The organism is Bradyrhizobium sp. LTSP857, from assembly GCF_000938285.1.
Lineage (GTDB): Bacteria > Pseudomonadota > Alphaproteobacteria > Rhizobiales > Xanthobacteraceae > Bradyrhizobium.
On sequence record NZ_JYMS01000049.1, the window covers coordinates 741227 to 754449 of the forward strand.

General features: G+C 59.1%; 10 protein-coding genes. 2 read left to right on the plus strand and 8 right to left on the minus strand.

Translation table 11 applies throughout. The features are described 5' to 3' along the window. Positions 1-3: 3 nt before the first annotated feature. Positions 4-1017, minus strand: a complete 1014-nt coding sequence (locus tag UP06_RS37000; protein WP_045008847.1) for an ABC transporter permease — start codon at positions 1015-1017, stop codon at positions 4-6. 12 nt (positions 1018-1029) lie between these two features. After that, positions 1030-2955, minus strand: coding sequence for an ABC transporter substrate-binding protein (locus tag UP06_RS37005; protein ID WP_156163456.1), 1926 nt, complete (start codon positions 2953-2955; stop codon positions 1030-1032). A gap of 294 nt (positions 2956-3249) precedes the next feature. Between UP06_RS37005 and UP06_RS37010 the strand changes: the two genes are divergently transcribed. Further along, positions 3250-4227, plus strand: a complete 978-nt coding sequence (locus tag UP06_RS37010; RefSeq protein WP_045008848.1) for a LysR family transcriptional regulator — start codon at positions 3250-3252, stop codon at positions 4225-4227. Continuing rightward, complete coding sequence (locus UP06_RS37015; RefSeq protein ID WP_245305639.1) at positions 4211-6049, plus strand: tetratricopeptide repeat protein; 1839 nt, start codon at positions 4211-4213, stop codon at positions 6047-6049. The genes UP06_RS37010 and UP06_RS37015 overlap by 17 nt, the downstream gene beginning before the upstream one ends. Before the next feature lie 84 nt (positions 6050-6133). On the opposite strand, the gene UP06_RS37020 is transcribed toward UP06_RS37015, so the two are convergent. The 6 genes from UP06_RS37020 to UP06_RS37050 form a co-directional block, all read right to left on the minus strand. Continuing rightward, positions 6134-6772, minus strand: coding sequence for a response regulator (locus UP06_RS37020; RefSeq protein WP_045008563.1), 639 nt, complete (start codon positions 6770-6772; stop codon positions 6134-6136). Positions 6773-6915: 143 nt separating this feature from the next. Further along, the gene (locus UP06_RS37025; protein ID WP_045008564.1) at positions 6916-7524 is read right to left on the minus strand and encodes a response regulator; all 609 of its coding nucleotides are present in this window, start codon (positions 7522-7524) and stop codon (positions 6916-6918) included. A gap of 90 nt (positions 7525-7614) precedes the next feature. After that, positions 7615-8811, minus strand: a complete 1197-nt coding sequence (locus tag UP06_RS37030; RefSeq protein WP_245305640.1) for a sensor histidine kinase — start codon at positions 8809-8811, stop codon at positions 7615-7617. A gap of 618 nt (positions 8812-9429) precedes the next feature. Beyond that, positions 9430-10137: an outer membrane beta-barrel protein gene (locus tag UP06_RS37040; protein ID WP_245305641.1), complete on the minus strand. Its 708-nt coding sequence runs from the start codon at positions 10135-10137 to the stop codon at positions 9430-9432. 259 nt (positions 10138-10396) lie between these two features. Further along, positions 10397-11644, minus strand: a complete 1248-nt coding sequence (arcA, locus tag UP06_RS37045; protein ID WP_045008567.1) for an arginine deiminase — start codon at positions 11642-11644, stop codon at positions 10397-10399. Positions 11645-11667: 23 nt separating this feature from the next. Further along, positions 11668-13101 (minus strand): basic amino acid/polyamine antiporter, encoded by a 1434-nt coding sequence (locus UP06_RS37050; protein WP_045008568.1) that lies wholly within the window; start codon positions 13099-13101, stop codon positions 11668-11670. Positions 13102-13223: the final 122 nt, after the last annotated feature.

The following is a 13223-nucleotide window of genomic DNA, read 5'->3' on the forward strand; positions in this document are numbered from 1 at the left end:
GTCCTACTCCGCAAGGCGCACGCGAACGTCGACGATCCCGTAAAGGACGTCGATCAGAATATTGATCAAGACATAGAGGAGCGCCACGCTGAGCACGAAGCCTTGCACGGCCGCATAGTCTGACGCCACGAGGGCTTGGAGAGCGTACGATCCGATTCCAGGCCAGGAGAAGACCTTTTCGACCACGACATTCGCGCTGATCAGAAACGAGAACACGAAGCCAGCCGTGGTCAGAACAGGCAGCATGGCATTTCTGAGCGCATAGACGTAGACCAGTCGCCACCTCGGCATATCGTAAGAACGGGCAGCCCGGATAAAGTCGCTGGAAAGCACCGTCAGCATCGCTCCTCGCGTGATCCGGGTCAGAGGTCCAATGCCGGAAAGCGCAAGCGCGATCGATGGAAGGACCAAATGGGCGAGGCCGTCCGTCACGCTTTCGTAGTCGCCCGCAAGGAATCCGTCGATGACGATCAGGCCGGACTTAACAGGCGGAGGAAGACCAAGTGGATCGATCCGGCCCAGAGGAGCCGGCGCAAGACCGAGCAGATAATAGAAGACGAAGACCAACAACAGGCCCGTGAAGAAAGAAGGCATCGACAACGCCGTCGTCGAGAAGAACCTGGCAGCGTGGTCGATCAGGCTTCCCTTCCGAAGCGCTCCGATGACCCCGAGCGGAATCGAAACCAGCAATGCGATCAGGAGTGAGAGCCCGGTCAACTCGAGCGTCGCCGGCATTCGCGCCGCCAGGTCCTTGACAACGGGCTGACCCGTTATCAGCGATTTTCCCAGATCGCCATGAAGCAGATTGACGACGTAGGAGACGAATTGCTCCAGCAGGGGCCGATCGAGAAGCATGGCCTTGCGTATGTCGGCGATCGCTTCGGGAGTAGGCGCCGCGCCGGCGAAGTAGACCGCCGGGTCCCCCGGCAGCAATCGCGTGAGGGCAAAGGAAACCAAAACCACGCCGAAGATGGTCGGCACCGCAAACGCGACCCGCTTGATGACCGATCGCAGCAGAGGAAACAACTTTCAGGCCTTTGCCAGGGTGCGCGCATCCACTTGACGATGGAACATATAGACGTACCCGTTGACATCCTGCTGAACCGCGACGTCCAGCACCGGCTGATAAAGCGGGATGTAGGGTACTTCCGTCATCGCGAGCTTGATGAATTGTTTCGCGATCGATTCGTACTCGGCTCCTTCTCGCGCCTGTCTCGCAGCGTTGAGCAGCTTATCCATCTCGGGGTTTTTATAGCTTGCGACATTGAAGACGGTATTTTGCCCGTGCCAGAGCCAACGGAAGTAGAAGTCCGCTCCGTCAAACCAGGCGCCGAAAACGTCGATCGCCATCGGCCAGTTCTTCTGGCTTCGTCTCGCAAAGAAGTCCGGAATTTTCTCGATCGTCAGCTTCACGCCGAGCTTGCCCAGTGCATCCTGAATGATGAGCGCGGCCGGCTCGTCGACTGTTGCCGCTCCAGCGTCGAAGTAGAGCTTGGTCTCGAACCCGCCCGCAAGGCCTGCATCGGCAAGCAGCGCCTTGGCCTTGTCGGGATCGTGGCTATAGGGGAACGGCTGCGGCCAGGAAGCGTCCCGAGGCGCATCTGTAGACGCACCGAACATCGGCTTGGCCCGTCCGTAGACCGCGCTCTCGATCACCTTTTCGTAGGGAATCGCATAGGCGATCGCCTGTCTTACCCGCACGTCGTCGAATGGCTTGGTTATCGTCGAAAGCGCAAGATACCTGAGGGTGTTCGCCTGCGGCGCCGACTCGATTTTGATCTTCTTGGCGGCAGCAATGTCGGCCACGTCGCGCGGCGGGAGATCACTCGCAACATCGGCGTCCGCCCGTTCGACCAAGGCCCGGCGGGTGCCGGCCGCGGGCACGGACCGATAGAGAGCCCGCTCTTGTTTGGGCAGGGTCCCTCCTTTCCAATCCGCGAACCGCGTCAGAATGATCTGCTCGTCGGGCTTGAAGGATTCGACCTTGTAGGCGCCTGAGCCCGCTGAATTGATCTTGGTGAATTCCAGCGCCCAGGGGTCGGCGGTTGTCGCGTGCGATTTGCAAAGCTCGCTGTTGTAAACGCCGGGCACAACAATCGCGAGGCTGGGGAGCGTAAGCTTGTCTCGCTTCAGAAGCTTGATCTTGAAAGTACGCTCGTCGACAACCTCGAACTGATTGACGTCAGTGAGTGAAACCTGCTCCATCTGACGCTGAGGGAAACCTCCGACCGATACGAAGCGGTCGAACGACCATTTGACGTCACGCGCGGTTATCGGCGCCCCGTCATGGAATTTGAGATCCTGCTTCAGCTTGAAGACGACCGCGGAATTGTCAGGCGCGATTTCCCAGCTTTCCGCGAGTTGCGGCTCGAGCTTGTCGTAGTCATAGCTGGGCACTCCGTTCGGCAAAATCTTCGTACCGAACTGGATCAGCCGGTCGTAGGTCATCATGCAAAGTCCGTAGGACGCACGATTTGCCCCCGGCGTGTGAACGTCCAGCGTATTCGAATTGGACTCCGACACGATGACGATGCGGCTTGATTTGGATTGGCCGTAGGCGGGAAGAACCAAGAGCGACGAAGCTGCACCCGCGGTAGCCAGCTCCAAGAACTGTCGACGATCCATTCGGTATGCTCTCCCCTGAAGAACGACCACAATTTTGTATAGACATAATTCTGAAGTCAAGGGAGCATGCTGCACCGTATCCCTGGCAATCGCCAGTTTGACCGGTGCATTCGAGAAAAAGGCGGACAGTATTTTGCTCTTCATTGGATCGCGATTTTTGAACCAGCCGATCCGGTCTGAGCGCGGTTCGAGTACGCAATCTGGAGACGGCGTGTCGGAGCGTGATCGAAAGCAATGCGGTTCAAGAAAACCGAACCAGATCGAAACAAAGCTTTTCTTGATCGACGGTCCGCTAGGCAGATATTCTGGTGTCCAATGATTGACCTGCACTTCCCTCAGGGAAAGCCGCGCGGCTCGTGACGGCCGGGCATTGTTTCGGATACGTCAGGAATGGCCGCCGCGACATCATCGATCGCCGTCGATCCTCACCCCTCCGCGCGATCCGCCGACAGCGCCGTCCCAGACTTAAGTCTGGGACGCGGCGCGCGAAGCTCAGCCAGAGTCCCTGGCGACAACCCTTTGCCGCAACCCTGGCCACCCGCGCTCCGGGATCGGCCAAACCCACAGGATTCCGCGCAGATGACGGCACTTGACGCCCCATCTTGGGCCAATAGAGTCAGTTCCATGCGGTATTCGCTTCGCCAATTGGAGTATTTCATCGCTGCAGGGGAAACGCTGAGCATCACCTTGGCAGCCGAGCGAATTCATATCTCCCAGCCGTCGATCTCGACCGCAATCTCCTTCCTGGAGAAGGAGCTGGGCGTTCAACTCTTCATCCGTCACCATGCTCAAGGCCTGTCACTCACGCCCGCCGGGCGGGACTTGCTGCGCGAGGCGAAGAATGTCGTCGCGCAGGCCCAGCGCCTGTATGTCTTCGCGTCCGAGACGAGTAACCAGATCCGTGGGACGGTATCGCTGGGGTGCATGGTCACGCTCGCCCCGATGCTGGTCCCCGAACTGGTTCACTCCTTTACCACTGCCTTCGCGACGACGAAGGTTGCCCACATGGAAGCCAATCCTGAGCAACTTCTCGATGATCTGAGGCGATCGCGCATCGACGTCGCGATCATTTATGACCTGCAAGTCCCTGCCGATATCGACTTCATGCCACTGGCCCGGCTGCCCCCGCACGTCCTTTTGGCCGAGTCGCATCCTCTGGCGAGCCGGACCGCATTGACGCTGGAGGAGATGGTCGAGCATCCGATGATCCTGCTCGATCTGCCGCTGAGCCGGGAATATTTCCTTGCCTTGTTCATGAAGGACGGCCTCGAACCAAACATTTATGCGCGTTCGGAGCACATCGAGGTTCTCCGGACGATGGTGGCTAACGGACTAGGATACTCGCTTCTCAACATCAGACCGAGATCCGATCAGGCCCTGGACGGAAAACGCCTGAAGCGCGTGAGGCTGATTGGAGACAATCGGCCGATGGTGATCGGCACGGCCACCCTGAAAACCGTAAGCAAATCGCGGTTGCTCCAGGCATTCGAAAGCCACTGCCGTTCGTTTATCTCCGACAGTTACATACCCGGAATGGTGGCGCCGGTCTTCGACAAGACGAAGCGCAAGACAGGCCCGGAGAACAATGAGGAATCGTCGTGACGCTGCACGCAGGGCGCGCGCGGCGAACAGCTTCGACGTAACGGGAATTGAGATGCAAATCCAGGCCGATAGTTCTGCATCGGGACAATCCGATCTTCGCACCCAACCCGTCCCACGACAATCGGCCGACGCGTATCCATTCGATCTCGGATCCCACGGCCGAACGATCGCCACGACGTCGCCCGAGGCGCAGCATTGGTTTAACCTGGGACTGAACTGGTGCCTCGGCTTCAACCAGGAAGAGGGCGTGAAATGTTTTTACAACGCGCTGGCGTTCGATCCGGATTGCGTGATGGCCCACTGGGGCGTCGCGTATGGATCGGGCCCGTTCTACAATCTGATCTGGCGCGACCTGGGAGAGATCGAGGCTGACCACATCACGAAAGTGGCTTTCCATCATGTCCAGCGCGCGCTCGCACTAAGCGAGGGACGGGAGGATGCCGAACGTCATCTGGTCGAAGCCCTCGCGAAGCGGTTTCAGAAGCCGCACCACGTCGAACCGGAGCAGTACGATCGCTGGGACGATGACTACGCCGCCGCGATGCGGCGGGTCCACCATGCGTTTCCCGACGACCACGACATCATGGCGCTGTTCGTCGAGGCACTGATCACGCGGACGCCGCGCAAGCTCTGGGACGTCAAGTCGGGATTGCCTGCGCGAAACGCGGACACAGTGGAGGCGTCACAGATCTGCGACAAGTCAATCGCATTGGCCGACAAACAGGGCACTCCTCTGCATCCGGCCATCGTTCATCTTCACATTCACCTGCTCGAGATGTCGAACGAACCCGAACGGGCCTTGCGATCGGCCGATGTCTTGTCGAATTTGTGCGCTGACGCCGGGCACATGAATCACATGCCGGGTCACATCTACGTCCTTTGCGGCGACTATGAGCGAGCCAAGATCGCAAGCGAGAAGGCCATCAAGGCCGACGATATGTACGCCGACTACGCCGGCTCATTGAATTTCTACGTAACCGCACGCTGTCACGACCTGCATCTGATGATGTTTACCTGCATGTTCCTGGGCCAATTTGCGCCAGCCATCGCAGCGGCCGACAAGATACGCGAGATGCTCACACCCGACATTCTCGGCGTCCGCAATCGCCCTAAACTGGCCAATACGACCGAAGGCTATTACTCGGTCAAGATGCACGTTCTGATCCGCTTCGGACGTTGGCAGGAGATCATCGATGAGCCGGTCCCGGCTGACAGCAACATCTTCCTGGTTACGATCCCGATGCACCACTACGCGCGCGCAATTGCACATGCGACGCTGAAGGACTTCGCGAAAGCCGACGAGGAGCGACGGCTCTTCCAGCTCGCCAAGAGCCGCGTGCCGCCGTCCAGACGCTTTCTCAGCAATTTTGCGCTCGACGTCCTGTCGGTCGGTGAAGCCATGCTCGAGGGCGAGCTGGAGTATCACAAGGGAAATTACGAGACCGGCTATCGCCATCTGCGGGAGGCAGTCCGGCGCGACGACAATCTCGGCTATACCGAGCCCTGGGCCTGGATGCATCCGCCGCGCCACGCGCTCGCCGCCCTCCTGATGGAGCAGGGACACTACGCCGAAGCGGAGGATATCTACCGCGACGACCTCGGGCTTACCAACAGAGTGCAACGCTGCACTCAGCATCCGGACAACGTGTGGGCCCTTCACGGCCTGGTAGAATGCCTGCAAAGGCGAGAGGAAACGGTCGAGCTGCCACTCCTGTCGTCGAAACTGGCAGCCGCTCTTGCAAAAGCGGACACACCAATAGCCTCGTCCTGTATGTGTAGGCTCGATGAATATCGTCCAACACGAACCTGTTGCTGTAACTGAACCGCTGTTCTACGCGCACCTGAGCACAGCTGGCCGAGCCTCGATCGAGAGACGAGAGCTACCCCGCCTGTTCGATCGTCGAACTCAGGGTGCGACCAGTTTCTTGCGGATGGCATAGCGGACAAGCTCGGCGGTTGATGACATGCCGAGCTTGCGCATCGCGGCTGCACGATGGGTCTCGACAGTCTTTACGCTTAATTTCAAGACAGCGCCGATGGATCTGTTGGTATGTCCCTCCGCGATGAGCTGAACGACGGCCTGTTCCCGAGACGTGAGGAGCGGCGCGTCCGGCTGGCCTTGCTTGTTCACCTGATAATCATGAAGCAACTTCTCCAGAAGGACACTGGTGAAGTATGGCCTACCGTCGAGCAATGCCTCGACGGCCGAAATCAGGTGATTTCTCGCGTCGGATTTGAACAAGAAGCCGCGTACGCCCGCCAGAATCGCCTCGGTCAACAGTTCCTCGCTCTCGTGCATCGTGAGGATCAGAACCTCGGTACGCAAATGCATCGACTTGAGGCGGCGACAGACCTCCAGTCCATTCATGAGCGGCATCGAATAGTCGACGATCACAATATCCGGCCGCAACTCTAACGCAAGTGCAACCGCCTCTTCGCCATTGGCCGCCTCACCGATGACGCTCCAGCTGGAACAGGTTTCAACGATTGCACGAAGGCCGGAACGTACAACTTCATGATCGTCCGCAATCACGATGCGTTTCACAGCGCTATTCCCGTGCGGCCCGCAACCTAGCGGCAATTCACAGAGATTCCTGGCTCCATCCCGCCATTCTAGCCGCGGTCACTGGAAGGGTTATCCAACATAACCCTCATGTTCGACAGCAAATGTACTGAAAGCAGGTCCGATCAGATCTCGATCAATCTGACGCGAACCGCGTACCGGACCAGTCCTGCGGTGGAGTTCACGCTAAGCTTACGCATCGCAGCCGCCCGGTGTGCCTCGGTCGTCTTGACGCTCAGGTTCAACATGCAACTGATGCTCTTGTTGCTGTTACCTTCTGCAACCAGCTTGACGACAAGCTGCTCTCGGGGCGTAAGCCCGCCGTGTCCCTCCATATCTGCCTTGGTGCAATTTCCGGTACAAAACGGCTTGTGGATCAGGAGGGACTCGACAGCGGCCATCAACAACTTGTTTGCGTCAGATTTCACCAGGAACGCGCGAGCTCCCGCCTCAAACGCCTGCTGCGCAAGAAGGTACGAGTTATGTACCGTAAAGATCAGCACCTCGGTTTGAAGAGGATACTCCTTGATCCGACGGGCGACCTCCACGCCCGTCATTCGAGGCATGGAGAAGTCGACGATAGCGATATCGGGTTGGGTTTGGATGGCAGCGGCAATCGCCCCACGACCGTCCTTGGCCTCCGCGACGATTTCCCAATCCGACCGCAGAGCCAGTACCGCCCGCAGGCCTGACCGCACCGCCTCGTGATCATCCGCGATAAGAATCCGTTTCATGGCTGGAGGCACTCCAATTCGCCGAGAAGGACCTACGGCGCCGAACGTCAGAGATCGGCCGGCGAGGATCGCATCACGGCGGTGACCAGATCATTGCGGACCTCGATAAGCTGCCATGGTGTGGGTCCGGCTTCGACAGTTGCGCTTCTTCATCGCGGCGCCACACGGGACGATCGCGCACAACAACGTCCCGGACCGGCGCATCGTCGGATTGAATTGAACATCGAGTGTGCCTCCGAGTTGCTGAAGCCTCGCCCGCATTGCCGGAATTCCGACGCCGACAGTTCCTGCCTTGGCGCCGCGTCTCACATCGCCGACAAGGAAACCGCGTCCGTTGTCGCTGATCTTGAGCCGAAAATGTCCATCGGTCGCATCGACGACGATTTTGACCTCGGTCGCCTTTGCGTGACGAAACACATTCGTGAGCGCTTCCTGGGTGACGCGCAGCAAGGCGTACTGGCTGTCGCGGGACAATCGATCCACGTCGGCCAGGATCCTCGTGCTGATTCGTAACGATGTTCGCGCAGCAAACCCTTCGGCGTAGCGCTCGATCGTCGCTTTCAACCCTTCAGCTGTCAGACTCTGGGGGTGAAGCAGATAAGAGAACGACCGGATCTCCTTCAGGGCCTCGTCGATCGAGGCGTCGATATCGTCGCAGAGACGCTCGGCATCGATCGGGCCGGCGAGGTGGGCCCGGACTCGCATGATTCCAAGGCTGGCGGCGATCAAATGCTGGCAGGTTGAATCATGCAGATCGGAAGCAATCCGCCGCTGAATATCTTCTTGGATGGAGGCCAGGCTAACGCTCCCCCACTCGTCGGCTCGCCCCGGCGCTCCATTCCCGAGCGGCTCCTCGCGCAATATCCGATGACTACCGATCACACGGACGACAATACCGTCTATGGAATCGAAGACTGGAGCTACGGTTGTCTCACATTTGCATCGAGGGCCACCAAGCGAAAGACAATGGCGAATCCTGACTTCGGCTCCCCGGGCCATGCAGGCGATGAGCGCATCACCAACGGACTTGGCGTCGCTGCTCTCCATGCATTCGGTGATATCAAGGTCGCGAACTTCCCAGGACGAAACACCAAGGCGCGCCTCGAAGGCCGGATTGATCGCCTCATATCCGAAGCGCCCATCATGCAAAGTATGTATCGCGAAGAGAAGGTCCGAAGCGTGGTCCCAGTAGAGACGGCCGCCCGCCAACTCAAACGCCATCCGCTCCGTAACGCTGGGTCTCTTCGGCTCGCCGGCATCAAGACCGAATACTTTCACGAAACTCACTCACTCTTCGGAAGAACTTTCAAATTCAAAACTGAGCCGTCCGAAAATGTCTCTCCCTCCCCGCCCACGAGACACCCATCAATCAGTAACTACATGACGTTCAACTCGGGGAATTATATCCCGCTCAGTACATACACACCACTAGGTAGTATTTTTCTGGCAACAGAATCACGCATGAGTGAGATGGATTTCGACATATCGATATGCAAATTGTGCCAGCCATGCCTGCGCCATTCGGCGGCACGTTCAAAGGCGATACAATACTGTCTAAAATGATTGACAGATCCGGGACGTCGTACGCTGCGAAGACGGATTATCGACGCCGTCAGCCAGGTGTATCGAGCACGGCTGTGATCTACCGGTTGCTGTCGCTGCTTTTGGTGCGCTTCTTTCCCTTCGCAGTCGGAATAGGCTGCGGCACGGGTGCAATCACGAGAGGATGGGACGGGGCCCGAAGGCGGTTCGTGCCAACGTCGTCCCTGAGTGCATCGGTATCGAGACGCTGGCCACGGTCGACAGAGTCGCGCGGGTCGGCAGCAACGGCCGATATCGCCATCGTTCCAATCGCCGACCCGATCAGCACAAACACCCATTTCGTCCGCATCGTCCAGACACCTATCAAAATGCGAAGTCAAGCCGGGGACCGACCCGGAGATCCCGATAGTTTCGCAACGCAACATTCGACGTCCGCACCTCGTAGAGCACGCTGGTCGTCAGCGACAGGTTGCTTGCAAAACTGTACCTCACGCCGATATCGGCCGAATAGAGCTGATCCTGCCGTCCCCTGTTCAATCCGTCCGTGAACCAATAGGCTTCGAACAGCGGCGCACTCACAATCGACCATTTGGGATCGAGCTTGACTTCTATTCCGAGGACCGCATCGAAGCGCCAGCGGCGCGCCTCCGCCAGATCGGAGAACCGATAGGTCAACAGCAACAGCGGCGACAGCGTGACGTTGTCGACCTGGAAGTCGCGGGCCACGGAACCCATCACGTCGTGCGAGATAAACGCGAGGTCACGGTAGACGCCGTCGAAATCGTAGCGATTCTCGTAAATGGCGGAGAACCGCCAGCCGTTCCAATTCTCGGTCAGGCGCCCTCCCAGGCGCGCGATCGCGGCATTTCCATCCTTCTCCGTCGCAAAAGCATCGTACTGCGCGCGCGCATAGAGCCGATAGGACAGGTCGTTTGTCAGATAACCGTCGAGCCTGACGCTGATGTCGGGCTCGTAGTAGCCATCGGACTTGCGGTTATCGCGGCTGAACAGCGCGTTGTCGGTGAAGGTCGGTGAGACGGAGCCCACAACGCTCCAGGATGGCACCGACACGGTACTCGTCCTCATCTCGGTGAGGTCAAGTTCAGCGGCCCAGGCGCTGCTTACGCTGAACGCTCCGAGAACCGGCAATACGGCAAATGAGCGTCGCATGGCTATCCCCACGGCTCTGCGAACACCACGACTCATGCCACGATGAACGAAAATTGTGGCGTGTTGGTGTTGAGGTTTTAAATCCTTGGTTGTTCTGGCGAAGGGAACCCGTGCTCGATTGTGACGCGCTAACCGTCACCCCCAAACCCGGCCGCCCTGTTTAGTAGTCCACCGCGTCCCTGATGATCGGGCAGGTCATGCAATGACCGCCGCCGCGGCCACGCCCGAGCTCCGCCCCGACAATGGTAATCACTTCGATGCCTTCCTTCCGCAACAAGGTGTTGGTGTAGGTATTGCGGTCGTAGGCAAACACAACGCCCGGAGAGGCACAGACGAGATTGGCACCGCTATCCCATTGGGTGCGCTCGCGCATATAAGCGTTGCCGCCGGTCTCGACGACGCGCAGTTTCTTCAGGCCGAGGGCTTCGGCCACGACATCCACAAACGGCTTCTCGTCCTTGTGCAACTCGACGCCCGCGGAATTGTTTGCGGGCCGATAGGAGTACGCCGTGATGTTGTTGACGATGTCGGGATACAGCAGCACGCAATCGCGGTCCGCGAAGGTAAACACGGTATCCAGATGCATGGCCGCGCGCAGCTTTGGCATGGCCGCCACGATCACGCGCTCGGCCGCCTTCTTCGCGAACAGGGCAGCGGCAACCTGGCTGATGGCCTGCCGCGAGGTCCGTTCGCTCAGGCCGATCAGGACATTGCCCTTTCCGATCGGCATTACGTCGCCGCCTTCGAAGGTCGCAAGGCCATGGTCCTTGGTCGGATCACCCCACCAGACATTGACCTTGCCAGCGAAATCCGGGTGAAATTTGTAGATGGCGGTCGCGAGGATCGGCTCTTCATGCCGCGCTGGCCAATACAGCGAATTCAACGTGACCCCGCCATAGATCCAGCAGGTCGTGTCCCGCGTGTACAGCGTGTTCGGCAGCGGCGGCAGCAGATATTCGGTCATGCCCGCAGCCTCGCGGACCAGTTTGAGCATCTCGCCGCCATGGGCCTCCGGGAAATCATGAGTCGACACACCGCCGATGAGAGTCTCCGCGAGCTCACGCGCCTTGAGGCCCTCGAGATAGGAGCGAAGCTCGTCAACGAGACCGAGTCCGACTTGATCGGGAACCACCTGATTGTCGAGAATCCATTTCCTCGCCTCCGGGATGGCGACGGTTTCCGCGAGCAGATTGTGCATTTCCACGACGTCGACGCCACGGTCACGCATTTTCTGCATGAAATCGAAATGATCGCGCTTGGCGTTGTCCACCCAGAGCACATCGTCGAACAGCAGCGTATCGCAGTTGGACGGCGTGAGCCGCTGATGCGCGCGACCGGGCGAGCACACCATCACCTTTCGGAGCTGACCGACCTCCGAATGAACGCCGAAGGCTGAGGAATTCACCATTGGTGGCTCCTTTCGTATTGGGGCTAGATGCTGATATAGCCGGTGGCGAGGCCATGGATACCGACGACACATCCGATCACTGCTACCGCGAACAAGACCCACTCGGCGGGCGTGAAGAGTTGTTTGCCCTGCTCTTTCCGCGTGATGTAGTAGAGGATTGTGCCGGGCGCGTAGATGATGAAGCCGAGCAACAGGAACTTCGTCCCGCCTGCAAACAACAAGAATATCGTGTAGATCGTCGCCAGAACCGCGATGATGGCGTCCTTGCGGAGATCGCGTGGATCCTTTTCGTAAGTCTCCCGGCGGAACACCAGCATCAACGCAAAGGCCGCGGACAGAAAGTACGGGATCAACGACAGGTGGCTGCAGAGCGACAGTGCGAAGGTGAAGGCGTCGTCGGAGAACAGCGTGGCGACCAGCACCGCTTGAATCAGCAACGTGGTCATCAGCAGTGCTGACGACGGCACTTGATTGGCGTTCTCGCGTGCCAGGAAGGCTGGCATGTCCAGCTTCTTGGCGGCCACTGATAGCACCTCCGCGGCCATCATCGTCCACGCCAGATAGGCACCAAGCACCGAGATGATCACGCCGGCCCCGATAAACACCGCTCCCCAATGGCCGACGGCGGCCTCGAGCACACCACCGACCGAGGGCTGGCGAAGCTGCGCGATCTCCGCGCGGGGCAGAATGCCGTAGGCCAGTATCGACACCGACGCGAACAGCGCCAACACGCCGAGAAATCCCGTGACGGTGGCGACGCCCACGTCTTCGCGCTTCTCCGCGAAGCGCGAATAATTGCTTGCGCCCTCGATCCCCAGGAACACGAAGACCGTCACCAGCATCGTCGCCTTGACCTGCGCGAACAGGTTGCCGTAGTCCCCGGCCGATCCGCCCCACAGGTTGTCCGCGAACACGGCCGGCTTGAGGTAGAAGATCGACAACACCACGAACAACAGCAGCGGAATGATCTTGGCGATGGTGACGACCGCGTTGATTCCCGCTGCTTCCTTCACGCCGCGCAGCACCAGAAAATGAAATGCCCATATCCCGACCGAGGAGATGAGCACCGCGGTCAGCGTATTGCCCTGCCCCAAAGCGGGGAAAAACGCACCGAGCGTCGACTTAATCAGGATCCAATACGACACGTTGCCGACGCAGGCGCTGGCCCAATACCCGAATGCCGAGAAGAACCCGACATAGGGCCCGAAACCCGCTCGCGCGTACGCATAGACGCCGGCATCCAGATCAGGCTTGCGGTTGGCCAGCGTTTGGAACACGAAGCACAGCATGAGCATGCCGGCGCCAGCGATGGCCCACGCGATGAGGGCTCCGTAAATACCGGTCGCCTGCGCAAAGTTGCGCGGTATCGAGAACACACCGGCACCGACCATGCCGCCCACCACCATCGCGGTCAGGGTCCGCAGTGGCAGCTTTTGTATGTCGGTATTCGCGCTCATGGGGGCATCCCGGTCATCTGCAATGCCCTCACGGCGACGCAGATAGCTGCTTCGATCATCACAGGTGCACTCACTTTGGGACGGGGAACATCGGGTTGACTACCTAGCCGGACGCAAGGATT